Genomic DNA, 24,943 nt, shown 5'->3' with positions numbered 1-24,943 from the left:
GATCATCAAAGTTAAATTTGTAAGAGACAGGTCGAAAAAAGTTCCAAGTTTCTCTGTTTGAAATTTTTTTGTCCGGACTGCCGGAAATATAAAACACACTGAAGCTCTTTTTACACTAAGGGGTTTACACAAAGGTCTGAAAGTACTCTTTTTAAAAGCTGTGATTACGGGAAAGGGACGATGAGGTTTGCGAATGGGAGTGGTATTGAATATCAAGTATTAAGTATCAAGGCTCCCACCTCCCCATACCTCCTTCGTACCAAGTAGTGTCCAAGTTCGTACCATGTTCGTCTCATATTGCGCTGGCGGTAGTCTAAACGGCATGTTAGACGAACAAGGTACGAAGGAGGTACGAACAAAACACAGATTTGACCCCTGTTTTGACTAAATTTTGACTGGTCAGGCGGTCATTTTCGGTCATTTTCGGTCAAAATTTGAGAGTTGGGATGGAAGTTGGGGATATTTGGGTGTGTGCATCAGATGAAGTGTAACATCTAGTAGTTCTTTGACACCCTTTTAAAAACGAAAATGTTCAATAAGTATTTTCGGCAGGTTGAATCTTGAAATAGACCTCAACTAAATCATTTCCAAATCGATACTCTGAAGATAATTAAATGTCCCATCATAATATTCCGGCCTTCTCGTGTTGTCTTCACTACTCCCGAAAGGCACGACGATCACCATACCTTGTCTAGCCCTCGTCAAAAGGACTCTGTATGCGTTTTTGATATATTGTTGTCGTGCTTCTTTTTTAATGTTTTGCCATTTGTCTCCAACGAACGAAAAGGGAGCCCAACCATCATCGGAGTAACGGAAATCACCGTCCCAAGTGACGCAAGCCCAATCCAATTCTAAACCTTGCACTTGGAATTCTGTTGCCGCATCTTCGAGATAATACGAAGACCTTACATCTTCTTTCGGATCCAAAAACCAATGTACTGGATCGATGGGAACTCTAATATCGATCGCATATGGTTTCAACCTTTGAGCTTGCGACGAAGCAACAATACCATACCGCTCTGTTCCACGAGCGTTCGACTTTAACCATGCTTTGGCCTTTGCTAGATCTCTGGTAAGTACCAAAGGGTATTTGTCTTTAATTAATGCTAAGTTCTTTTGAGCTTCTGTAATTTCAAAATCCAATATGCTTTTTACCAAATGGGATACATTTTCTGCACGGAAAGATCTCATCGAAACTGCAAGATGCAACTCATCCGTCACGGAAACAGACGACTTGTTTGTGAATAACTGCAATGCTTTTCCAGCAGCGTATTCGCTATCCATCAATCTCGAGGAAATATTCACTTCCCAATGAGGGAACGATCGATTTAATGATGCGATCCACTCGGCTATGCCTCCCTCCCCAGTGTGAATTTCTTGGCCTCCGCCAACCAAGCAAACAATAACAGCCCAATCTTTATGACGGTCTAAACATGAGATCAAAAATTCTGGCTCGGAAAAAGTAAAGCCTGGCTTGCCTTTTTTCCTTTGCATGAAATTTGCCGTTTGGACTTGATCCCATGCTCGTTGAGCTTCATCAAAAATAGCCACATGATCAAAGGGAGCCCTACTCTCATCAACTAAACATTCATCTCTGAAATGATGTATATTTTGGATAAATGTCTTCACACCCCGCAAGGCTTCTCCCTTCGTTATTTTATTACCGTTTAGTTTTTCCCTTCGAACCTTGTCTCTTGTTAATGCTTCCCTGAGTACAGCTACTAGGGGGCCGTTTCCAGATAAAAATACTGAAGTGGAATTGTCATTTTTGCTCAAGTTTTGTGTCGCAATATCTAGCCCCACTAAAGTCTTACCAGCCCCCGGAACGCCTGTAACAAAACAAATAGCTTTTTTTGAATTAGATTTCGCGTCCCGAATAACTTCTGAAACAGCATTACTTGTCTCAGTTAAATTAATAGCACTAGCGTCGCTCCTTGATATATCGATTACTGAATGTTCGCTATATAGCGCAATTGCAGCTTCAATAATGGTCGGTGTGGGTGAATATCTACCATTGCTCCATTCTTCCATAAAGATTGGGTTACCTTTCGAAACGGACAGTACGTTTTCGATGCTACTGGTAAGAGTAGTAGAATTTGCTTTTATCGGCACCAATAAGTTATCGTTTGCAGTATCTTCATAGAGATTATAAGGAATGGATCTTGCTGCAGTTGCAACTAAAATTGGAGCAATTAAATTATTCTGGCTGGTCTCGTGGAAATTTCTCAGATCAAGCGAGTAATCCCATACTTGGTCGATAGCGCTAGAAAGAAAATCCTTTTCTCCAATTTTGAATTCGACAACAAATATCACACTTTGAATAATTAGTATAACGTCCACCCTTCGTCCCATTCTTGGAATGGCGTACTCAAAGAACACCCCCCCTGTAAATGACTTTAGCGAAGTCTTTAGTATTTCAATTTCCTGTTGCCAAGCATCTCGTTGTGTTTGCTCTAGCGCGAATTCATTATTCTTGGCAAGGATTCCGAGTATTTCATTTTCTGGTGCTTCTAAAAAGGAACTAATAGAACTGGAATAAAAAAATCTTGTCATCTACACAGCGTTAAGTTGTAAGCTACTACAAAAAGAATTATTGTAGCATAAAAGATTTGGCAATACATATTATCCCTGCACATCCTTCTCCAACTCCGACGTCTCCTTCGTATCCCTCATCCCCACATAAACAATCAGCGACAAGAATATACACCCGGTGATATACCAGTAAAACCATTCCTCATTTCCGATTCCTTTTAACCACAAGGCAACGTACTCAGCAGTACCGCCGAAGATCGCTACTGTAAGCGCATAGGGTAGTCCTACACCCAGAGCCCGGATCTGGGCTGGGAAAAGTTCGGCTTTAACGATGGCATTGATACTGGTGTAGCCGCTTACGATTATCAGTCCGGCGAGGAGGAGGAAGAATGCCTGGTATTGTGAGGTGGTTTGGCCGAGAGTGGTGAGCAGTGGCACAGTAAATATTGTTCCCAAAACCCCAAAGCCGATGAGCAGAGGGCGGCGGCCGATACGATCGGACAGGGCACCGAATGCGGGCTGCATCAGGGCGAAGATCAGCATGCTCCAGAAGGAGATGAGGGTAGATTCGCTTTTACTGAGATGCACGGTATTCACCAGGAATTTTTGCATGTAAGTGGTGTAGGTGTAGAACGCGAGGGTTCCACCCATGGTGAGGCCGATGACGGTCAACAGGGCACGGGGATGTTTCAGCAATTCTTTAATTGTTCCTTTGCGCTCGTCGGGTTTATTTCTCTGGGCTTCGAAGGCTTTGGTTTCGTACAGGCTCTGGCGAAGGTAAAGGGCGACTAATGAAAGGATAGCCCCGATGATAAAGGGAATTCGCCAGCCCCAGTCATGAAGTTCCTCTTCGGTTAAAAGCCAGCGCTGCAATATGAGCTGAATGCCGAGCGCAATTAACTGTCCGCCGATCAGGGTAACATATTGAAAGCTTGAATAGAAGCCTCGCCGGTTCTTGCTGGCCATTTCGCTGAGGTAAGTTGCCGAAACACCGTACTCGCCGCCGACACTCAATCCCTGCAATAACCTGGCGATGAGCAGTACGGTCGGCGCGACGATACCGATATCCTTATATGTTGGAATAAAAGCAATCAGCAGGGAACCGAAGGACATTAATAACACTGAAAGCGTCATGCTCTGCTTGCGACCTACTTTATCCGCAATCCGGCCAAACATCCAGCCACCGATAGGCCGCATCAGAAATCCCAATGCAAAAACACCCGCGGTATTCAGCAGCTGTGCAGTCTTATCCCCGGCAGGGAAAAAGGAAGCAGAAAAGTATAAGGCAAATGCGGAGTAGGCGTACCAGTCGTACCATTCGACGAGGTTGCCGATGCTGCCGCCAAAGATTGCTTTTAAGCGTTTTTTTGAAATTTGATCTGGTTCGGGCAAGGAGGTTTTTTATTGCTAAAATAGCGTTTTGATTGAGAATTTTATCTTCCCCCTCCGCCCGGCTGAAGCCATTCGGACCCGGCTCCAGATAGGGACACTGGGCGAATAGACCCCTCAGTCAGCTGAAGAAGCTGACAGCTCCCCTTGAAAAAAGGGGAGCTGGAGACCTACACACCGCGGACCGCAGGCCAGCACTTCTACACCAGCTAAACGGTGTGTGCGTTTCTTGAGCCAAACCACTGAATCTCCGTTGACGTTTTTATCCGCCTCGGCTCGTGCGGATTGCACAACCCGAGCCTCAGTAGTGGCTTCCGAAGCAGCAGACGCAGCGGTGGGGTTTTGGTTCTTTTGACCTAAAGCAAAAGAACTAGGCCATTCCACGGCCATGAGCGGAAAAATTAATGCTTCTCACCTTCAACCAGCACCCTCTCAATCCTCGTATCCGGTATTAACCAAATAATAGCTACAACAGTATACACAGCAATCCCAATCCAGGCGTTCACAAAGGCTAAGCCAATACCAACCGCATACAGCGCAGTTGAGACTTTACCTTTCCGGTCGTGACCTACAGCAGTTGCTATCAGCGAATCTTTACCATGATGTTTTACAAGAGTTTGCGCTAAAATGTAATATGCAATTGAATTCAGGATTAATACGATCCCGTAGAATACAACCGGCCACATTTCAAAGTGATTCTCCCCCATCCATGCTGTCACAAATGGTATCATTGAAAGCCAGAACAGTAAATGCATATTCGCCCAGAGGACCCTTCCATTTACGGATTTAGCTGCGTGCAGCATATGATGATGATTGTTCCAGTAAATGCCGATATAAATAAAGCTTAATATGTAGCTTATAAAAATGGGGATCAGTGGCTTTAATGCTTCCACGCTGGCATCGTGAGGAACTTTAAGTTCCAATACCATAATGGTGATGATGATGGCGATAACGGCATCGCTGAATGCTTCCAGGCGTCCTTTGGTGATCATGTGATGGTGGTTTAGGTGGAAGCAAAATAGGAAAAAAGTTGTACGTTTTACGTGATACGTTGTACGTTCACGTGTTAACGCTTAAAGTTATACGTTGTACGTGATACGTTATAAGTTCACGTGTAAACGTCTATAGTTATCGGTAACTTTTTCGCAGCGTTTAGAAAACGTATAACGTATCACGTACAACGTAAAACTCAACCTACCAATTCCTCATCAAATACAAACAACTCCTCCTTCGGCGTCCTAACCTTTTTCAGCGGCGCCAGCCAATCCTTTTCCTCATCCCTGTATCCTAATGGTAAGATGGAGACGCTCTTTAAACCCAGCTCCTTCAATCCCAGCAACTCATCAAGCTGGTCGTTATAAAAACCCTCCATGGGGGTGCTGTCAACCTGCACGGAAGCGGCGGCAACAAGTGCGGTACCCAGTGCGATATAAGTTTGACGGGCTGTCCACCTGAAACTATCCTCCGGCGACTGTGCCACCATATTCATCCCGTAAGCTCTCATCTGTGCAAGTGACGATTCTTCGACATTGCGGACATCAGCCATATTTTTAATAAAAGCATCCACATGCGATTCAGTTACGCGTTCCCAGGCTGCAAACACTATCAGGTGTGAAGCTTTAGAGATCTGAGGTTGATTCATCGCGATTGGTTCTATCTTTTCTAACAGCTCCTTGTCGCTTATCACTATAACCTTGTAAGGCTGCAAACCCATTGATGAAGCCGACAAGCGGATGCTTTCTAAAATTACGTCTATTTTTTCCTGTGGGATAGTGGCGCCTGTCATCGCTTTTGCAGCATGCCGCCAGTTCAATGTTGATATGATATCCATGGTTATTCCTGATATGTTAGTTACTTTTAATAACTCAAAATTATTTAGTAACTTTGGACTACACAATAAGGAACACTAATAATACCCAGTTGTATGAAGGTAACTAATGGAGAATTAGCCGAAAAAGGCAGCAAGGAAGAAATCATAAATCACTTTTGTGACGTCAAAAAGACAAATGATTGTCCCATTACGGATGTGCTGGCGCGGATAAGCGATAAGTGGACTATGCATACCCTGATCATATTAGGTAAGAGTGATAAGCTGCGGTTTACTGAACTCAAGAATCAGGTTGAAGGCATCTCACAAAGAATGCTGACTGTAACTCTCCGGACCCTTGAAGAAGACGGATTTGTTACGCGCACCATATTCCCTCAGATCCCACCAAAAGTTGAATATGAATTAACAACCCTCGGCAGGAGTTTGGTAGTCGAGCTTATTAGTTTATCGAACTGGGCGAATGATAATATGAAGGCGGTGCTGGAGGCGAGGGAAAGGTATATTCTTAAGCAGAACTAAAGTCAGTGGACGGTTGACGGTTGACAGTGGAAAGTGGAAAGTGGAAAGTGGAAAGTTTCTAAACGCTCCAACTAGCGGACGGTTGTAAGTTGACGGTTGACAGTTGACAGTTTCTAAACGCTGCAACTTGTGGACGGTTGATAGTGGAAAGTGGAAAGTGGAAAGTTTCTAAACGCTCCAACTAGTGGACAGTTGAAAGTTGACGGTTGACAGTTTCTAAACGCTCCAACTAGCGGACGGTTGATAATTACTAAACGCTGCAAAGGAGTTGAGAGTTGACTGTTTCTAAACGCATTAAAAGTTATTCGCATTGATTAACTTAGTAGTGAGAATTTAAATCTGAGAAGGTACGTCAGGTTGAAATCCCTCGTCGCTGTCAACTGTCCACTGTCAACTAAACAAGATGTCCCGGTTAATAACCCTCCTCCTCCTAATTCCGACGCTCTTAAAAGCACAAAACCCAGAAGTTTATTCCGGTTCCATCAAAGCAATGCCACCATTCATAGTGATCGACAAGATGAAGGAGGTAAAAATCCTTTCTGACAGCGCCCTGATCGTGACAGCCGGCGAGAAAACTGACCTGCATAATCCGGCTAGCGGGACGGCCTTTTTCAACAATGCTCCGAAACTGCTCTTTACTCCTGCAAAAGATTTCGACTTCTCTGCAAAGGTTAAACCTGATTTTGAAGGCAGGTATGATGGCGGTGCTGTGCTGGTTTACAGCGACAAGGATAATTGGGCGAAAATCCTGTTTCAATATACTGGCGATAAATTGATCCTGGGAAATTCAGTAGTTAAAAACAAGATCACAGACGACAGCTATTTTAATATACCGCAGAACCGGGAGATCTATCTTCGCGTGACCAAGGTCGGCCGCGTCTTTACTTTCCTCACCTCACAGGATGGCAGGCAATGGGAGGTGGTCCGTAATTTTGTTTATCATAAGACTGATAATATGATGATTGGGTTTTACTCTCAATCCCCGGTAGGACAGGATTGTGCGGTGGAGTATAGTCAGATTAAGTATATGGGGAAGGAGTAGTACGTTGTACGTTATACGTTGTACGTATCTAGACGCTTGGAAAGAGTTGTAGGTTGTAGGTTGGAAGTTGGAAGTTACTATAAACTGTATTATACTTTACACTTACAACCAATAACTTAAGCATTAACACGTGAACGTATAACGTACAACGTATAACGTATAACGTTCCTCACCTCAACACCGTCACATTCCCTTTAACCGTGGTTCCATTACCAAGAACTATCCAGTAGTAATATACGCCGACGGGGATAACTGCGCCATTATACTCTCCAGTCCAGGGTTTTTCGTAGCCGACAGAATTGTAGACTTCTGATCCGTAGCGATTGAACACTTTAATCCGGCTTTCGGGGAAGGCACTTATTCCAGGGATCTCCCAGGTATCGTTTACTGCATCGCCATTTGGCGAAAAAGCGCTAGGCGGCTCAACTGTTGTAATGTCGGTGATCGAAATCGCGATAGCATTTGATAAGACAGTTTCAATTCCTTTACATGCAAGGTTCAAGTTGCTTAGCAGCCGGCACTCTACCACATCCCCTTCCTGCAATTCACGGGTAACAAAAACAGGGGCATTAGTTCCCGACTTTATTCCATTAACCAGCCATTCATACTCCGGCTGAGGCCCTGCGTTTTGTGTGGATGCTGTGAATGTGACTGCAGCCCCATTATAGACAAGCTTCGCATTACTCATGATAGTAATCTCTGGCGCTGGAGTCGACATGATAGCGATCTTTATCTCATTGCTTTTGGCCTGGGTAATTGCCTGGCAGGGATCATTGCTCGTTACGTCACAGCTGATCCGGTCGCCATCAGCGAGCTGGCTTATATTTAAGATACCAGCAGTAGCTCCGGGTATGGCTACTCCATTTCGCATCCATTGGTAGGACGGAGCTGAGCCGGCATAAGTTGCCAAAAGTGTAAATATGACATTCGCGCCAGTACAGACCTCTGTGTTGTCTGTCCGGATGATAATTGCAGGCGCCTCTAAAGAAGGAGGAGTCATAGTGATGACGTTACTGGCAGCAGGGAATATCGTCCCGCAAGCATTTGCTACGAAGGCTTCAACGCTCACCTGATCGCCAACCTTTAAACCAGTGGGCGAGAATGTAACAGAAGTGGTTAGCACTCCTGAATTAACTCCATTTATTTTCCATTGATAAATGGTTGCAGCGCTTGCCCCCGCTGCTGATACGTTAAATACCGATGTAGTGGACGAGCATAAGGCTGCAGAATTTACCGTGAGCTTTACTTCGGCTTTATTCTCTCCTATCCAAACAGGATTCGTTGTTACAGAACATCCACCGGCAAAGGTTACCACTGCTGTGTAGCTTCCTGTCTTGAGGATCGTATGATCGGCTCCCTGTTGACCAGCAATCGTTTGTCCGTTAAGGAGCCAGGAAATTGCGGTAGGAGGCTGACTGGAACTCACGGACAGTTTTCCGCCAATGCATTCGGATCCGCCCAAAGTTGCTTTTGTGGGACAGGGAGAATTTTCATTAAGATAAACCGACACAAGATTGCTGCCGCTATTCGCTACTGCAATATCAGTTTTCCCATCAAGATCAAAATCGCACATGGCAATTGGTCCCGGATTCTGACCGGCTGCATAATTTACCGGAGGCTCAAAGACCATATTGCCACCCGTTCCAATGTTGCTGAATAACGAAATACTGTTTGATGAATTGTTTGCAATGCCTATATCGACATAGCTGTCTCCGTTAAGGTCAGCCAGATCTACACCGATTGCGGAAGCATTTGTAGAAAGATCAGGGCCGGGAAGGAAGCTCATCAACTTTACGTTATTGGTATTCCGGAAAATTGTCACATTGTTCACCGGGTTCCCTTTACTGGTAGACACCACGTCAATCTGATCATCACCATTCATGTCGCCAGCTGCAATATCTTCCAACTGACTACCTCCGGGGAAATCAAACCGTAGTGCAAAACCAATATTTGAATTCCCTATATTACGAATTACCGATATACCACTTGGGAGCTGATTCGCTGCCACAATATCTACCCGGCCGTCGGCATCCACGTCGGTCAGTGAAATGCCTTTCACATTTCCGCCAGATTGTGCATCCACTTTTGAGGCAAAGTCGATGGCCTGGGGGCTGGAAATATTACGGTATACCGATATTGTTCCAGACTTCGTATTTGAAACTGCTATGTCAATCTTCCCATCCAGGTCAAAATCTGCAGTGGCTATGGAATGCGGCTCATTACCTGTTTCAAATTCGATCTTGTTAGTGAAATTTACAGGCCCCTGACTAGTAGTTACATTCTTTAAAACAATGATCTTGTTCTGCGAAACATTTGCAACTACAACATCTTTGCGACCATCGCCATCGAAGTCGGCAAGAGCAATAGCCCCCAGAATGCCTGAGGAAGAAATGGGGAAGTCGATATGCGTGTTAAATTTAACACTGCCTACGGAGCTAGCATTTTGAAGAACAGAGATATTGAGCGAACTACCATTGGCCGTGATGATGTCAGGCTTAGGGTCGTTGTTGAGGTCTGCAATCGCAATTCCTGTTATATTGTTTTGTGCAGCGAAGTCATTTCTGCTGGGAAAAGAAGCAGGAGTAAGACTGGATGTTCCGTTGTAGTTCATCACAAATGGATGTCTTGCAAATCCAGTTAAACCCGTAGCAATATCTAAAACTGATACTGCCTCGTGACTTACTCCCGGCGGAACGTTTACAAGCAATGTAGAAAGCGAACCACCAATTACACGCCCCCTAACAGCACCAAAATAGACTATGTTATTTGTAAGTACAGCGTTGAAATTTCCAACCAAGGTAACGTTAATCCCTGCCGGTCCGCGATTTGGTGCGAATCCCGTGATTTTTGGCTGAGCGATCGCTACCGTTGCCAACAGGAAAAAAATAAGCAGGGAGAGACAATATCTCAGGGACATTCAGAGGCTGGTGTTGTTTAACAGCATTAAGATAGGGAAAAAGTTGACAGTTCAAAGCTGACAGTTGACAGTTGACAGTTAGCATACGTACCTAATCGGTTCGACACACGTTTTATTCATGAAAAGAGAAATCTTGTTGACGGTTTATTCGTCAGAACGACATTGTCAACCGTCCACTGTCAACTGTCAACTAGTAGAGCAGATACTTCTTCCTCGTCTCCTTATACTGCCCCAAAGCCGGTTCCCAGCTTTGACGGATCTCCTCTTCAGATTTTCCTTCGATGATCTGGGTTCTAAGTTTGCTAGTACCAGCCAGCCGATCAAAGTTTGCCGCACGAAAGAACTGTGCTTTATTAGGATAATCTGCGTAGAACTGCTTGAGCCAGGTAAGGTTGATCCGTCCGGTTTTTGCAAAAGTACCAGTGTCGTACGTTCTCAAATCAATTCCGTAACAATCTTTGTCCATATGCGGTGGACTTTCACTCATTCCGGGTATAGAAACTGGCTTGAACGAGAAGTCATATTTACCTTTCAGTTCAGGATTGCCAAGAACGGTGAAAGGATATAGAGTTCCACGCCCCTGGCTGATCACTGTACCTTCAAAAAGGCACAATGAAGGATAAAGTAGTATGGATTGCTGTGTATTTAGATTTGGTGAGGGTGCAATAGGGAGAATGTATGGTTTACCGTGGTTATAGTTTTGCATTTTAATCACGGTCAGCTTACTTTTCGCCTTTCCCGGAAGCCAGCCTTCCCCATTGATCATACCGGCATATTCACCAAATGTAAGACCGTGAAGGATTGGAATTGCGTGCTTTCCGACGAATGATTCCTGATCAGGTTCGCGAACGGGTCCGTCAACATAGCCGTCGTTAGGATTCGGGCGGTCAAGAACGATCAGATCAACATTATTCTCCGCACAGGCTTCCATAATGTAATGCAGTGTTGAAAGATAAGTGTAGAAGCGAACGCCAACATCCTGCATATCGAAGACCATGACATCTATTCCCTGCATATCTGCCTTTGTAGGCTTGTATTTTGAGCCGTATAAGGATATGAGAGGCACGCCGGTTTTCTCGTCTGTTTCATCACCTATTTTTGCACCTGCACTGGCCTTTCCGCGGAATCCATGCTCAGGACCGAAACCTTTGACGATGTTCACTCCTAGCTTCAGCAAGGTATCCATACTAAGTTTGCCATCGATTACCGAAGTGTTGTTAATAGCCAGCGCCACCTTTTTGCCTTTCAGCATGGGCAGGTATTTATCGACCTGTTGTGCACCGGTAATAATAGCCGCCTGACGAGTAGTCTGGTTTGCAATCTTAGCAGAATCAGCTTTTTCTTTTGGAAGATCAGTATTGCTGCATGCAGCGAAAACAGCCAGAAGGAAGGTTAGGATTAAGGTCATTTTCATTTAGGTATTTAAAAAGGAACGTTCGACTAAGGTATATAATTATGTGGAAGGAAATGTTCCCCGATTAAATCGAATAACAATTCCTCCGAATCCCCATTGTTTTTTTCAATTCTCCATCCGATAGCTATCGGATCTCAATTACTTTATCCTCCCATTCTCATCCCCCAGCGCAGAATTCCTCGACCTTGGACCTTTCACACTCGCATCCGCAAATTTATAAGTGAAATTAAGCCGCAACTGGCGACTTTCGTAGTAGCTGTAGCTGCGCATGTAGAAGCCTTCGTAACGTTGAACAGAATTGCCTCTGTTTCCCTGGTAAATATCGTTCAAAACTAGCCTTAGCATTCCTTTTGAATTAAAGATACTCTTTTGCAAACCAAGATCTATTTGGCTCAATGATCGGCTGATATTGTTCGCTCCGGTAAGTCTTCTTGATGTAAAGGCGCCGGAGATTTCAGCCGTGAATTTATTCGGCAGTTTGAATGTCTGCTGCAGGTTCATGCGCGCTGCGGCTTGCTTTAGGTCAAAGTCGCGATACTGGTCGAATGAAATTTTATTCCTTATCTGGTAAAGGGTACTATTAAACGAAATATCCCACCACTTTGCTGGTGAAACATTTTGGGTTAGTGAGAGGGACAGGTTATTCTGGATCCCAAGATTCCGGTAAACCAGCATGACCTTGTTTACATCGAGGGTATCGGTAATTTGTGTGCTGTACTGATCAGTATGCGCAAGGGTCAGACCGACAATGGTAGCGCTTTTATAAGCATATGTCAGCGAGCCGCGATGAGATAACTGCGGCTGCAGAAATGGGTTGCCTTGCCAAAAATTAAGCTCATCGAGCATGTAAACGAAAGGGTTCAGATCCTGGTAGGCGGGCCTGTCGATTCTCCTGGAATATCCGAGTGAAAAATTATGGCTGGCGGAAGCTTTATATGACGCGCTTACAGACGGAAAAAGGTTTAGGTAGCTGCGCCGGATATTGTCCTGCTGATGAGAGCCAGCCGATTTGAACCGAAGCTGACCTAATGATGAGGAATTTTCCAAACGGAGGCCACCCTGCAGGCTCCACTTTGCGTAATTGCGTTTCAAATTCACATAGCCACTGGTTATTCGCTCATCGTATGCGAATGCATTGGAACGGCGGTCGTCCAGACTATCTTTGGCAGATAATACATGCAGGAACTTCGAGTCGTTGTCAGCACTGATGTCGGAGAATTTCATGCCAGTCTCAAGCTTACTCTTACCCAGATTGGTAGTATAGTCAAATTTAAAGGCTTTCAGATTTATATCTATAGCGTTTAGGGACCTGTAATAGTTCTCACTAATAATATTGTTCTGCCCTCCGGAGTAAATATTCGATTGAAGGTTACCATTTGTTTTCTTGAAATAACCATAATCTGCATCCACATTAATGATTCTGCCCAGTGTATCTTCGTACTTATAGTTGAGGTTCATGTTGTAACGCTGAGTCAGCTGGTGATAGTAATCGTTAACCGCATCCAGGACCTGAACAGTTGCGGGAGATACAGCGTTGCCTATATCAGTTTTTGTATCAGTTAGTCCTCCTCCAAAAATAAAGTTGCCCGTCAGCAGGACTCCCAGGGTATTCTTTTTATCGAGTGTGACATCCGCACCAAACCGACTGCCCATCCTGTTCCTCTTATCGGTGTCATCGGTAAAGCTGTCGTAGGTTTTAGCGTTCTGGATCCTGTCGGATCCGTAGAGATAAGAATAGTATCCCAGGAAATGATTGTAGGCTCCGTAAACGTTGACCTTGTTTTTTCGGTAGTTTAACGAGAGATCCTGATTTTGACGTACGTGGACGCCGTAAGCCAAACCTGTCGTCAGATTACCGTTAAAACCTTTAATCTGTGATTTAAGAGTTTTGATATTAATGATTCCTGCCGAACCCGCAGCATCATATTTTGCCGTCGGACTGTTGATGATTTCAACAGATCTGATACCCGAAGAAGGCATCGAGCGAAGCAGGTCGGTCAGTTCTTGTCCCGACATATAAGTCTGCTTACCGTCTAATAATATCATCGCTCCCTGTTTGCCATTAAGAGTTATGGTATTGTTATTATCCACGTAAATTCCCGGTGCCTTTTTTATCGCATCAAGTGCTGTGGCTCCCTGTGCATCAATGCTTTTTGAAACATTGTAGATTATGCTTCCGCCCTCAAGCTCAATCAAGTCCTGCTTAGCCTGAACAACTACCTCAGCGAGAGAATTTTCGCCTGGCACTAATCTTATAAGACTAAGATCTTTACTGCTATTTAAGCTTAATACTGTCTGGTATGTTTTATATCCTGTAAAACTGATACTTAGATTGACTTCACCCTTTACGTCGACTAAAACTTTGAAACGCCCATTTATATCCGTCGATACTTTAGAGAATTGTTTACCCTGCAGATCAGAAAGAATCACAGTGGCTGCAGGAAGCGGCCGCTGTGATTCATCAACAACCTGCCCGGTGATCTGGTGAGCCACGGGCTGAGCTGTTAATTGTAGTTTAAAAAGTAATAAGACCAGCAGTGAAAGGCAGAAGGTAGATTTGAACATAGGTAGATGCAGGGCTTATTAATAATGAAGATAGAAACTTTTTGTCTATTCCTGCAAGATCATGCAAGAATTGTTGCGGGTTGTTGCAAGATTGACTTCGCCTAATATTTTTTATCTGCTCATGGCAGCGGGTACCTATTATCCTTCCTTCGGGTAAAAATAATTTATTCCTCCTTGTGCCGGCGGACTGGCACCTACGTTTTTCGGTCGTTTAATTGTTTTCAAGGGCCCTCAAGCTTCCTCCGGAGGTCCCTTCAGCTGGAAAGTAGGCATGCCGACCAGCGGGAGACCACGAGTGCCTTAAAAAACAACAAACAAAAACGAGTAACAGCCGCGCCTGCCTGATATTTCTTGCAAATCCACATTTTAGCCCCAAGGCGCAATACAAGCCGTGTGAAAGTCAGTGCGAAACTGAATGCGACTGCAACACTTCTGCATTGCTTAAAGGCTGGCAAACAATGGCAATGAGTTTATGGGTCTAAAACGCGCCTTTGCTTCGAAATCTCAGGAGGGCGAGTTCTGCAACTTGCAGAGTTTGAAGATCTATTAGTGTCAGCTACACGCGTACCTAACGACATACCGCGGGCCGCAGGCGCACATCAATCCACCAGCTAGGCTATGTGTACGCTTCTTGAGCCTAAGCACTGAATCTCCGTTCACCGTCATTCCGCATTGCCTGCCTGCCGGTAGGCAGGGCTGGTGCGGCAATCACATGCCAAGCCAAAGCACTAGCTTTAATAGCATCAGGCGCAGCGGCGGCATTCCTGCCTGCCGGCAGGCAGGTTGGTACTTTTCTGCTGCAGGAAAAGTACTTGCCCATCCCGGCTACAAGCGGGACGAAATTTATTATTGACTTAGCTTTAATACTTTATTTCTGTCCCCTACTTACCACCATCCCTCCTTTATAAACCCCCTCAATATCTCTCGTATTCTTAATATTTTCCACGGGGTTGGAGCCTAGAATAATTAGATCAGCAACTTTTCCTTTCTCCAAAGTACCGAAGCTCTTTTCGATTCTCAATACTCGAGCAGCGTTTCGCGTAGCGATTGTTATTGCCTGCAATGGAGTCAGACCAGCCTTGACCAGCATTTCCAGTTCCAGGTGTTCTGCAAATCCCTGCGGACGATAAGGAAATGAACCGGAGTCGGTTCCGAGCGCGATCATCACTCCTGCATCGTGCAGCTTTTTTACGTTTTTCATGGCTATTTGAAATGCGGCGGCGGCGCGGGCACTGGCAGATGATGCTTTCTGATCATTGTGATATTTCTCGGAGCTTAGCATCTCATAAACTCCAGGCTCAAGGGACTTCTTAAAAAACTTATCATTCAGCCAATATGGTTTTCCCGCGTAAGCATGCGCAAAAAGGTCGAGTGTAAGTGTGGGGATGTATGGAATATTCCTGGCCTTCATTTGCTCAACCAAAGCATTGTCAACCACGCTGTCACGTATACTATGTCCGAAGATGTCAATGCCTGAAGCTACTAGCTTGCGGGCGTCCGAAAGATAGAAGACATGTGCAAGCCCCCTTATATTATGCTTATGAGCTTCCTGCAGGATAGCCTGATAAACCTCAGGTTTCATTTTACCATCAACCCAAAGCTTTACTACTTCAGGCTTCAGTTTAGCGAGCTGTTCCATCATAAGCGGAACCTCGGCAACGGACGCTGGGCGGTATAAATTTCCTAAAAAGTAATCGTGGCTGACGGTTGGATCTGGAACATTGAAGCCATATCCGGCGGAATATAATCTTGCGCCAGGCAAAAGCCCCCGCACTGATGAATCCCGCAGACCAGTTTCGAAAAGTAGCGGTCTGTCGGTACCCATAGCAAGTACGGTTCCTATGCCATAATCCTGGTATTTCTTTAGCTGCGATATAATGTTTTGACGTGTGTAAAATTTAGCGCCACCTTCATTACCTTTAATTACTCCAACATGCACATGTGCACTGATAAGGGCTGGCATAACTGTCTTGCCTTTTAAATTAACCAGCTTAGCACCCGAAGCACTTAAATTTGTGCCTATTTCCGAGATCGTTTCACCGTCAATAAGGATATCAATATTTTGCAGTGGTTTGCCGCCATTGCCATCGATCAGGGTTGCGTTTTTGAGGAGCGTTTTAGTTGAAGTGTTTTGTGCTGATCCGTTTATGCTCACCAACACAAACATTGCAGTTAATGCAATGGCAAATATTTTAAGTAGGCGCTTCATATTACAGAAATTAAGAGTCTAAGCCGGTTCTGTAAATCTATTCCTTTCGGCGCAAAATATCTCAGGTCTGGTCGGGAATAAGTTTAGTTTTTCTGTGAACAGTGCCAATCCACCAACCCAGTACTAGTCCTGACAGGAGTGCCGGACAAAAAAACATATTGTTGTAATAGTTGCCATTCTCTACTATCTTGTTAAAGCCTAATAATAATTCAGTAACGAATCCAAAAAGCGCAAAGATTACTAGATACTTGGGTGCATTTGTGGAGGCATTATAAATGGTTATCAAATAAGCAGCAGCTGCATAAATAAGCCCGAATACAACTGCATTTTGCCAAACATACAGGGCAGGTATAGTGCGACTGGATGTAGAAAATAGCTCAACTAGAATCCCAAAGGAAACCAAAAAGAGTATGGACGGTTTTTCAAATAATGACTTTAGGGTTATTTTTCCAGAGTTGCTAATGCTAAAGATTAGTGACAAGATACCACCGAGAATGCTAAACACAGCTATGTAGAATGTAAACTCGACTATGGATCCCCTAAATTCTCGGAGAGCGTAATTAAAAGGATCCACAGAAATTATCGCACGAAATGTAATAGGGAGCAAGGGCGTTAATACGAAAAGCGCGATTTGGGGTACAAAGGATATTATGACAATTCGCATCGGGTTAATTCGAACTTGTCTGTCAATAAATGAGGAAATTAATGTCTTCTTAGAGACGAGAAATAAAATCAGGCAACTAAATAAGAGGTGCATGGTGGCAATCAGGCCTACACTAACTGAACTTGTGCCAAAATTTTCAAAAATTAGGAAATAAAAACCGCCGAATGACGCAAATATCAGAGCAAAAAACATGTAAAGAAGATTATATCCAAGGAAAAGGTAGGCCCATACTTTATTGGTGTTTACTGAAGGATTTACCTTTGCATATTCCTGGGTTAAAACTTCCTCATTACCTAACCTCTTAGCTGCAATTACAAATGCCTCTTCTTCGGAAAGTCCATGCTTATGCAATTCCTCAATCGCATCCAACAGATGATCCGTCAGTTCTCTAACATCTGATCCGGTTAGTGCTCCTTGATTTTGAATCAGGCTGATGTAATTGTCAACTGACTCCCTGAGATTGAATTTGGTTGATTCCATAGCTTATCGATTAATTCATTTATAAAATTCCATTGTGAATACTGCTCCTCAAGCTCTCTCTTACCTTCAGAAGTCAGCATATAGTACTTTCTTTCGCGCCCGGTATCAGCAGTCTTCCAATTGCTCTCAATCCATTTTTTAGCCTCCATTTTTTTAAGGATAGGATAAAGAGTTCCTTCAGCCACGCTTAGCTGTCCCTTGGTTTTATCACGAAGTTCCTGGATTATCTCGTAGCCATAACTTTCTCTTCCCCTTAATATCATCAACACGATCGGGGCTAATGAACTTGCCATTAGATCTTTGTTCAGCTCTTTCATAAATCAAGTATACTTAGAAGTTCTAAGTATTAAAAATTTATTTTAAATTTTGTTCCAGGGTTATCCGCAGTGTCCTGAGTAACTAAACCCGGGAGTAGCGAAAAGCAACCGGCAGATTCCCAATTAAATTTGCCGAAAACTTTGCCGCCGGTTCTTGCAGCGGATCACGGGACTAGCGGCAGCCAAAAGCACTACCGTTACTTTCCAAAAATTATTCGCTACATAATTCCTAATAGCGAAATCAGTAAACACTTTTTATATTTAGATTTTAAACATATCAAATGCGCGCGCCATTCAAATCAGCAATTACCTCACTAATCTATGCGGGGCTGTTATTAACCTTTAAAACAAACATCTCCTACGGACAAAACAAAAAACCCGCTTTCAAAGTCCTTGCCTTTTATTCCGCTAACTGGGATCAGGCACATATCAGCTTTGCTCATGAGGCGAACAGATGGTTTCCAAAAATGGCTGAAGAGTTCAATTTCACTTATGATTCAACGAAGAAATGGAGCAATCTCAATGCGGAGTATCTGAAAGATTATAAAGCGATCTTATTTCTGGATAATGTTGTTCCACCAGCGCAGCGTGAAGAGTTCAAAAAGTATATGGAAAACGGCGGCGGATTTATTGGCTTTCACGTTTCGGCCTTTACACAAGATCCGAAGAAGTGGGATTGGTATTACAATGAATTTCTTGGCTCAGGCTCGTACAAAGGGAATACCTGGAGGCCTACATCGGCCGTTCTCAAGGTAGAGGACCGTAAGCACCCCGCCACTAAACACTTGCCGAGAACATTCAAGTCATCCCCCAATGAGTGGTATAGTTGGTCAAATGACCTGAAAGCAAATCCAAACATCAATGTGCTGCTTTCAATTGATCAGTCTAGTTTCCCATTAGGCACTGGTCCGAAGCTGCATGAGATCTGGCACAGCGGCTACTACCCTGTGGTGTGGACTAATAAAAATTACAAGATGCTATACGTCAATATGGGACACAATGATATTGACTACGAGCACAAATATGATAACACAAATAAGACGCTGTCGTGGCAGTTTGTTAACGAGACACAGAACAAATTGATTATTGACGCTTTGCTTTGGATGGGAAGGGGAAAGTAAGTAAAAATATGAATGACCCTGAAGGAATTTGATATAAAGTTAAGGTTAAGAGGTCCCAGCGTTCGCTGGGATGACAAATATAGTGAGTTAATTGGGAGATCCTGACCTTCGTCAGGATCGAAGTTTGGAACCGCATGGTTGCACCGGTGTTCAAGCTTATTGCGGCCGGCTAAGATTCCAGCGGAGGCTGGAATCTCCCCATATTCCCTAACCGGGTTGTCATTCCCGCGAAAGCGGGAACCTCCCGTTGCATTTTCATGATATCACATCCCTTCGGGGTCGAACAGTACTCTGGCTAGAATGTTAACAATCTGATTACAAGGAATAAATCCCGGGGTAATATCGCCTCTTTAACTTGCGTAATGGAAATTGTTAAATATCTGAATCCCCTGACCTGGCTGCCGGGAATATCCAGGTTTATATTTCAGCTTCGTATGAGATCATTTTATTCACCTTTCCGACAAGGAGATCATAAACATACCGGACCATTTAGTACGCGGCTGACATGAAAATACTTTATGCAATCCAGGGGACTGGCAATGGTCATTTAAGCCGTGCGTTGGATATCGTTCCCTGTCTGCAAAAGCATGGGGAAGTTGACATTCTGGTAAGCGGTAGCCAGGGAGATTTAAGCCTGCCGTTTTCTGTAAAATATAAGTTGTCTGGCTTGAGCTTCATCTTTGGAAAATCCGGGGGTGTGAGCTTATGGAAGACATTTGCCCGCACGAATATCAGGAAGCTAATCCGATCGATAAAAAATTTACCTGTTGAAGATTACAATCTTGTAATTACAGATTTCGAACCGGTTAGTGCCTGGGCATGCTATTTCAAGAATAAAGCTTGTATCTCACTTAGCCATCAGTCAGCGGTTCTTAGTCCCGGACTGCCCCGGCCAGAGCATGCAGATATGATGGGCAAGCTGTTATTAAATAATTACGCGCCGTCCAGTGCTCAATATGGTTTTCATTTTTCTCCTTTCCGCGAGAATATCTTTACTCCCGTCATACGTTCACAGGTGCGGACGCAGGAGCTTAGCAATCAAGGTCATTATACCGTATACCTCCCATCGTATGATGATAAAAGATTGATTAACTTCCTTTCCGAATTCCCCGATGTTAAATGGGATGTATTTTCAAAGCATAATTCAAAACTTTCGAGGACAAAAAACATCACTATCCAGCCAGTTAATGGCGAAAAATTCACCGCAAGTATGGCATCATCAGCCGGGGTACTCTGCGGGGCTGGGTTCGAAACACCCGCGGAAGCACTTTTTCTCGGTAAAAAGCTGATGGTGATTCCAATGAAAAATCAATATGAGCAGCACCTCAATGCTGCAGCTTTAAAGGCCATGGCCGTTCCGGTAATTAAAAGCCTCAAACCTAGATACAAATCAATGATTGAGGAATGGTTAAAAAACGGGCAGAAAATATCTGTTAATTATCCTGATATTACACAGCAAATTGTTGACATGATTGTTAACAAGCATAAAGGTGACAGTACTTTTGACAGCGACGAAGCATTATTTATTTGATTGACATTAATGGATATTGACACTGATGGCGGTTTAAGCCGGAATCTGTTCGGAAAAGATTTTAAGTGGGGAGTTTCAACAGCCGCATATCAGATTGAAGGGAGCCACGATATAGATGAAAAAGGAAGCTCGATCTGGGACGTTTACACCGAACGAAAGAATAAAATACTAAATGGCCATCACGGCAAAATAGCCTGCGATTTTTATAACCGATATCCGGAAGATTTAGACCTTGTTAAACAACTCAACATTCCCAACTTCAGATTCTCTACATCCTGGTCCAGGATACTACCCAATGGGACAGGTGCCGTAAATCAAAAAGGCATCGACTTTTATAACCGGGTAATTGACAAGTGCCTGGAGAATGGTACCGATCCATGGCTTACATTATATCATTGGGATTTGCCACATGCCCTGGAACAAAAAGGGGGCTGGACTAACCGGGATGTTATCTCCTGGTTTTCCGAATTCGCAGTAGTTTGCGCAAAGCACTTCGGCGACAGAGTAAAGAACTGGATCGTGATGAACGAGCCCATGGCTTTCACCGGCGCCGGATACTTCCTGGGTGTACATGCGCCTGGAAGAACAGGGGCAAAAAACTTCATTCCGGCAGTGCATCACACTGTGTTGAGCATTAGTGAGGGGGGCCGCATCCTGAAAGACCTGCTTCCGGACGCAGAAATTGGGACTACTTTTTCCTGTTCTCTGGTTGAGCCATTTAATTCGTATCCCAGAAATATTGCTGCCGCACATCGAATTGACGCGCTTTTAAATAGAATGTTCATCGAGCCTATTCTTGGAATGGGTTATCCGAAAGATGACCTTTGGTTCTTGAAAAAAACAGCAAAGTATTTTCATCCGGGTGATGAGGATAAGATGGCTTTTGATTTCGACTTTATTGGCATCCAGAATTACACCCGGGAAATCGTAAAGAGCTCCTTTTTCACTCCTTATGTTCAGGCTTCATTGGTAAAGGCACGTAAAAGGAATGTCCCGTTTACGTCGATGGGTTGGGAGGTTTATCCTCAATCGATTTACGAAATGATCAAAAAGTTTAATGCTTATAAGGGAATAAAGAAACTTTACATCACTGAAAACGGGGCGTCTTTTGACGACGTAATTTCAAAGGGGGAGATCAATGATACCAAGCGAACTGATTACATCAGAAATATCCTGGCGCAAGTTTTACGAGCCCGTAGTGAAGGGTTAAATGTCGAAGGTTATTTTGCATGGACCCTGACCGATAATTTTGAGTGGACGGAGGGATACCATCCCCGATTCGGATTAGTGTATGTTGATTTTGATACACAGCAAAGAATCATTAAATCGTCCGGGCATTGGTATGCTAACTTCCTGAAAGGATAATCTTTAAACCTTTGCCCCTTTGAATTGTGTGAACAGCGATTTGATGTCAAGCATTGCTTCAAGATCCTGATTGTCGAGGAAATCTTCTGTATCAGCCACCATATCAACAAGACTCTCTGTTTGATATTTATAAATGCTCCACTGTCCATCGTGGTATTCAAGAGCGGTCAGGCTTTCCACCCAATCCCCCGAATTAAGATATAGTACTTTTCCTTTCGGGGAAATTATCTCGCGCATTTCCGGCTGATGGATATGGCCGCAAACAACGTATTTGTATCCCTTTTCTATTGCAAGGTCTGAAGCAGTATTTTCAAAATCATTAATGAACTTTACGGCATCTTTGAAACTGGCTTTTATTCGTTTAGAAAAGCTCATTTTCTCCTTCCCAATGGATGTAAGGCACCAGTTCACAAAGCTATTCAGCAGGATCAGGGTATCATAGCCGACCGCTCCCAATTTCGCCAGCCATTTGGAATTTTGCATGGTAATATCGAAGACGTCACCATGAAATATCCAGGCTTTATTACCATCGAGATTAAGCACAAGTTTGTTTAAGAGCCTGAAGCTGCCGATCTTTAAGTCGGCAAATTTGCGCAGCATTTCGTCGTGGTTACCGGTGAGGTAGTAAACCGGAACTCCTTCTGAAACAAACTTCATAAGCCTCCGCAGTACTTTCATATGCGACTCCGGCCAGTAAGATTTACTGAACTGCCAGATATCAATTATATCACCATTCAGAATTATTTTTTTGGGTTTGATACTCTTCAGGTAACTAAGAAGCTCTTTAGCATGGCAGCCGTAGGTGCCGAGATGGATATCTGAGATTACTACGAGATCGACTTCGCGTTTGGGCATGGTGGTTTGTTTGCAAAGTAATGGACGGAAGATGACCTGGATGTTAAGGTGGGATTAAGGAATTGGGGAAATGAAAAGCTTCCTGAGGTTCCTCCCTTCGGTCGGAATGACGGGTATATTTTTTATAGAGGGAGAGGGAGAAGAAGCTTCGCTTTTCTCCCTCTCCCTCCTCCCTCCAAATCGGAGGCCGTCATTCCGACCGAAGGGAGGAACCCCAAGCGAATAGTTGAAAGTAGTGGAACCGGTATGCCGGGGGCTGTGCAGCAAACAAAAAAGGCTGCTAACATTAAGTCAGCAGCCTTTTAATAACGGAAATCTCTCCCCTATTTCGTTGTCGCTTTCCTCATCGCAGCAACTTCATCTTTAGTCACCGCGCTGCTGGTATTACCCCAGTTTGATCTTATATAAGTTAATACTTCGGCGATCTGATCATCGCTCAGGAAACTGCCGTGAGCGGGCATAGGATCGTTATAGTCCTGCCCTTTAACTTTGATCGGGCCGGATAAGCCATTCAGTACAACACTGATCAGCCTGTTCTTATCTCCATTCACCCATTCTGATTCATTCAGTGGCGGGAAACGACTGTTGTCGCCTTTACCATCTCTCTGGTGACAAGCGGCACAATACATTGAATAAACTGCTGATGCTACAACTGGCTTGCCTCTATCCAGATCATCTTTTATTGGATCCGGGTCTTTGATATTAGCAGCAGTGTTCTTTTCAGTAACCATTTTTGCGAGTTGTGCAGGACCGAATTTTGCTTTATCGCCCTTGTACATCACACGCCAGATTTTACCTTTTTCAGTTTCACTGATGTAAAGTGATCCATCCGGACCTTCGGTAATACCCATTGGGCGATAACCCGCTGAGTTTGCCGTTAGGATCGGGTTCTTTGCAAAACCATTTGCAAATACTTCCCATGGACCAGTTACCTTCCCGCCTTCCATTGGAACAAAGGCTACAAAATATCCTGCCTGAGGGTAAGGCTGGCGAATAGTAGAGCCATGAAGAACCACGAATGCTCCTTTTTTATAACGGGCAGGTAGTTGATTTCCTTTGTAAAATAAAATATCGTTTGGTGCGAAGTGACCCGGGAAGCCCATAACAGGCTTTGTCAGTTTTGCACCATTTCCTTCTTTAACTTTGTCACCACCGTACTCAGGATTCAGGTATTTTTTTCCTCTGATATGGTCATAATAGTAATATGGCCATCCCCCATCAATACCATCGTGGATCTTGAATAGTTCTTCTGATGGAAGCACTGCACTCTCCCATGGAGAATACATGCCCGGCCATAACATTCTGAAATTGTCGCGTCCGTGAACTACCGCATATAAAGCATTTGTAGTTTTATCCCAATCCATACCAACAATACTTCTCATACCCGTTGCAACTCGCTTACCCTGTTCTTGTTTTTGATTAAGCTTGCTTTCGCTGAATTTCCAGATCCCGCCGTGGTCGATCATACCCGGGCAACCTTCACCCGGGATTTCCGGATCAGCCTTCCCAGCGCCCATTGCACCTGGTCTACCATTGGTACAAACATCCGATCCCAATCCCCAGCCTACGTACATATAGCCTCTGCCATCAAATGCGATAGGCTTGGTCTGGTGCGAATGACTTGGTGGCATATCCCATACGATGGTATCGATTTTACCTTCCGGCACTAATTTGCCTGGCTCAAGTTTCTGGCGGTAAACAATCAGGTTCGAGCTATAATAAAGATATCCATTATGGATTTTCATTGCCGTACCATACTGACTGCTTTCGTACTTATTGAACGGAGTAATTATATCAGCCTTACCATCATTATCGGTGTCACGCATGGCGATGTTTCCATAGCCATCGTTACGGGCATGAAGGCGGGTTTTAACGTAAATGTCGCCATTGGCGTTCACGGCGAGATGCCTTGCAAATCCCGGCAAGCTGTCTACAACTGCGAGGGCTTCAAATCCATCCGGCAAAATAAGGCCGGCATTGTTCGGATCTCCTGGCGGGAGTTTTGAGCTTTGATAATGGGTAAAACCATAAATTGTGAAGAAAATTATGAAAGCCGCAAAATAGATCTTCGGCATGCGGCGGGTGCGAAAAGTCTGGTAAAGTTTACTCATTTGTGATATCGATTTTTATAATTCTAAAACTATCTGTCGGAGCTATGACAAACTAAATTTAGAAATTAAACTGCGAACAAAGAG

General features: G+C 44.1%; 18 protein-coding genes. 5 read left to right on the top strand and 13 right to left on the bottom strand.

The window, feature by feature from the left end; genetic code table 11:
- Positions 1–576 precede the first annotated feature (576 nt).
- From B5X60_RS14165 to B5X60_RS14145, 4 genes are all read right to left on the bottom strand, one after another.
- A complete protein-coding gene (locus B5X60_RS14165) occupies positions 577–2,553 on the bottom strand; it encodes a DUF2075 domain-containing protein (RefSeq protein ID WP_079703377.1) in 1,977 nt (658 codons plus the stop codon).
- Positions 2,554–2,622: 69 nt separating this feature from the next.
- A complete protein-coding gene (locus B5X60_RS14160) occupies positions 2,623–3,924 on the bottom strand; it encodes an MFS transporter (RefSeq protein WP_079703376.1) in 1,302 nt (433 codons plus the stop codon).
- Between the two features lie 398 nt (positions 3,925–4,322).
- Positions 4,323–4,913, bottom strand: coding sequence for a TMEM175 family protein (locus B5X60_RS14150; protein WP_245803530.1), 591 nt, complete (start codon positions 4,911–4,913; stop codon positions 4,323–4,325).
- A gap of 197 nt (positions 4,914–5,110) precedes the next feature.
- Positions 5,111–5,752, bottom strand: a complete 642-nt coding sequence (locus B5X60_RS14145) for a nitroreductase family protein (protein WP_079703374.1) — start codon at positions 5,750–5,752, stop codon at positions 5,111–5,113.
- 93 nt (positions 5,753–5,845) lie between these two features.
- Here B5X60_RS14145 and B5X60_RS14140 point away from each other — a divergent pair, with 93 nt between their 5' ends.
- Together B5X60_RS14140 and B5X60_RS14135 are read left to right on the top strand one after the other, a co-directional pair.
- The gene (locus tag B5X60_RS14140; RefSeq protein ID WP_079703373.1) at positions 5,846–6,268 is read left to right on the top strand and encodes a winged helix-turn-helix transcriptional regulator; all 423 of its coding nucleotides are present in this window, start codon (positions 5,846–5,848) and stop codon (positions 6,266–6,268) included.
- Positions 6,269–6,758: 490 nt separating this feature from the next.
- The gene (locus tag B5X60_RS14135; RefSeq protein ID WP_221406257.1) at positions 6,759–7,310 is read left to right on the top strand and encodes a DUF1349 domain-containing protein; all 552 of its coding nucleotides are present in this window, start codon (positions 6,759–6,761) and stop codon (positions 7,308–7,310) included.
- A 169-nt stretch (positions 7,311–7,479) separates the two neighbouring features.
- On the opposite strand, the gene B5X60_RS14130 is transcribed toward B5X60_RS14135, so the two are convergent.
- The 7 genes from B5X60_RS14130 to B5X60_RS14100 all read right to left on the bottom strand — a co-directional run bounded on the left by B5X60_RS14130 (position 7,480) and on the right by B5X60_RS14100 (position 17,876).
- Positions 7,480–10,185 carry an FG-GAP-like repeat-containing protein gene (locus B5X60_RS14130; RefSeq protein ID WP_170878461.1) on the bottom strand — a complete coding sequence of 902 codons (2,706 nt, stop codon included), beginning with the start codon at positions 10,183–10,185 and terminating at the stop codon, positions 7,480–7,482.
- Between the two features lie 232 nt (positions 10,186–10,417).
- The gene (locus B5X60_RS14125; RefSeq protein WP_317043759.1) at positions 10,418–11,635 is read right to left on the bottom strand and encodes an exo-beta-N-acetylmuramidase NamZ family protein; all 1,218 of its coding nucleotides are present in this window, start codon (positions 11,633–11,635) and stop codon (positions 10,418–10,420) included.
- Between the two features lie 144 nt (positions 11,636–11,779).
- Positions 11,780–14,206: an outer membrane beta-barrel family protein gene (locus B5X60_RS14120; protein ID WP_079703369.1), complete on the bottom strand. Its 2,427-nt coding sequence runs from the start codon at positions 14,204–14,206 to the stop codon at positions 11,780–11,782.
- A gap of 637 nt (positions 14,207–14,843) precedes the next feature.
- The gene (locus tag B5X60_RS14115) at positions 14,844–15,026 is read right to left on the bottom strand and encodes a hypothetical protein (RefSeq protein ID WP_079703368.1); all 183 of its coding nucleotides are present in this window, start codon (positions 15,024–15,026) and stop codon (positions 14,844–14,846) included.
- A 48-nt stretch (positions 15,027–15,074) separates the two neighbouring features.
- The gene (locus B5X60_RS14110) at positions 15,075–16,415 is read right to left on the bottom strand and encodes an amidohydrolase family protein (RefSeq protein WP_221406256.1); all 1,341 of its coding nucleotides are present in this window, start codon (positions 16,413–16,415) and stop codon (positions 15,075–15,077) included.
- A gap of 61 nt (positions 16,416–16,476) precedes the next feature.
- Positions 16,477–17,559 (bottom strand): permease prefix domain 1-containing protein, encoded by a 1,083-nt coding sequence (locus B5X60_RS14105; protein ID WP_079703367.1) that lies wholly within the window; start codon positions 17,557–17,559, stop codon positions 16,477–16,479.
- Positions 17,505–17,876, bottom strand: a complete 372-nt coding sequence (locus B5X60_RS14100) for a PadR family transcriptional regulator (protein WP_079703366.1) — start codon at positions 17,874–17,876, stop codon at positions 17,505–17,507. Before B5X60_RS14100 ends, B5X60_RS14105 begins: the two co-directional genes overlap by 55 nt.
- A 281-nt stretch (positions 17,877–18,157) precedes the next feature.
- Here B5X60_RS14100 and B5X60_RS14095 point away from each other — a divergent pair, with 281 nt between their 5' ends.
- From B5X60_RS14095 to B5X60_RS14085, 3 genes are all read left to right on the top strand, one after another.
- Entirely contained in the window at positions 18,158–18,997 is an 840-nt protein-coding gene (locus B5X60_RS14095) for a ThuA domain-containing protein (RefSeq protein ID WP_079703365.1), read from the top strand.
- A gap of 505 nt (positions 18,998–19,502) precedes the next feature.
- The gene (locus tag B5X60_RS14090; protein ID WP_079703364.1) at positions 19,503–20,528 is read left to right on the top strand and encodes a glycosyltransferase family protein; all 1,026 of its coding nucleotides are present in this window, start codon (positions 19,503–19,505) and stop codon (positions 20,526–20,528) included.
- 9 nt (positions 20,529–20,537) lie between these two features.
- Positions 20,538–21,893, top strand: coding sequence for a GH1 family beta-glucosidase (locus tag B5X60_RS14085; RefSeq protein ID WP_079703363.1), 1,356 nt, complete (start codon positions 20,538–20,540; stop codon positions 21,891–21,893).
- Positions 21,894–21,896: 3 nt separating this feature from the next.
- Here the strand turns inward: B5X60_RS14085 and B5X60_RS14080 are convergent, their stop codons facing one another.
- Both B5X60_RS14080 and B5X60_RS14070 read right to left on the bottom strand, forming a co-directional pair.
- Positions 21,897–22,748, bottom strand: coding sequence for a UDP-2,3-diacylglucosamine diphosphatase (locus tag B5X60_RS14080; protein ID WP_079703362.1), 852 nt, complete (start codon positions 22,746–22,748; stop codon positions 21,897–21,899).
- Positions 22,749–23,071: 323 nt separating this feature from the next.
- A complete protein-coding gene (locus tag B5X60_RS14070; RefSeq protein WP_221406255.1) occupies positions 23,072–24,859 on the bottom strand; it encodes a c-type cytochrome in 1,788 nt (595 codons plus the stop codon).
- Between the last annotated feature and the right edge of the window lie 84 nt (positions 24,860–24,943).

Origin of the sequence: Daejeonella lutea, from assembly GCF_900168015.1 — a bacterium.
In the GTDB taxonomy this organism is placed as follows: domain Bacteria; phylum Bacteroidota; class Bacteroidia; order Sphingobacteriales; family Sphingobacteriaceae; genus Daejeonella; species Daejeonella lutea.
Note: the sequence above shows the minus strand (reverse complement) of the source record. Positions and strands in the feature narration are given on the sequence as shown.

Coding starts and splice junctions, on each gene's coding strand:
- B5X60_RS14110 (WP_221406256.1), bottom strand. CDS start 16,415: ATGAAGCGCCTACTTAAAATATTTGCCATTGCATTAACTGCAATGTTT.
- B5X60_RS14105 (WP_079703367.1), bottom strand. CDS start 17,559: ATGGAATCAACCAAATTCAATCTCAGGGAGTCAGTTGACAATTACATC.
- B5X60_RS14115 (WP_079703368.1), bottom strand. CDS start 15,026: ATGGGCAAGTACTTTTCCTGCAGCAGAAAAGTACCAACCTGCCTGCCG.
- B5X60_RS14085 (WP_079703363.1), top strand. CDS start 20,538: ATGGATATTGACACTGATGGCGGTTTAAGCCGGAATCTGTTCGGAAAA.
- B5X60_RS14140 (WP_079703373.1), top strand. CDS start 5,846: ATGAAGGTAACTAATGGAGAATTAGCCGAAAAAGGCAGCAAGGAAGAA.
- B5X60_RS14125 (WP_317043759.1), bottom strand. CDS start 11,635: ATGACCTTAATCCTAACCTTCCTTCTGGCTGTTTTCGCTGCATGCAGC.
- B5X60_RS14100 (WP_079703366.1), bottom strand. CDS start 17,876: ATGAAAGAGCTGAACAAAGATCTAATGGCAAGTTCATTAGCCCCGATC.
- B5X60_RS14145 (WP_079703374.1), bottom strand. CDS start 5,752: ATGGATATCATATCAACATTGAACTGGCGGCATGCTGCAAAAGCGATG.
- B5X60_RS14135 (WP_221406257.1), top strand. CDS start 6,759: ATGCCACCATTCATAGTGATCGACAAGATGAAGGAGGTAAAAATCCTT.
- B5X60_RS14150 (WP_245803530.1), bottom strand. CDS start 4,913: ATGATCACCAAAGGACGCCTGGAAGCATTCAGCGATGCCGTTATCGCC.
- B5X60_RS14095 (WP_079703365.1), top strand. CDS start 18,158: ATGCGCGCGCCATTCAAATCAGCAATTACCTCACTAATCTATGCGGGG.
- B5X60_RS14165 (WP_079703377.1), bottom strand. CDS start 2,553: ATGACAAGATTTTTTTATTCCAGTTCTATTAGTTCCTTTTTAGAAGCA.
- B5X60_RS14080 (WP_079703362.1), bottom strand. CDS start 22,748: ATGCCCAAACGCGAAGTCGATCTCGTAGTAATCTCAGATATCCATCTC.
- B5X60_RS14070 (WP_221406255.1), bottom strand. CDS start 24,859: ATGAGTAAACTTTACCAGACTTTTCGCACCCGCCGCATGCCGAAGATC.
- B5X60_RS14090 (WP_079703364.1), top strand. CDS start 19,503: ATGAAAATACTTTATGCAATCCAGGGGACTGGCAATGGTCATTTAAGC.
- B5X60_RS14120 (WP_079703369.1), bottom strand. CDS start 14,206: ATGTTCAAATCTACCTTCTGCCTTTCACTGCTGGTCTTATTACTTTTT.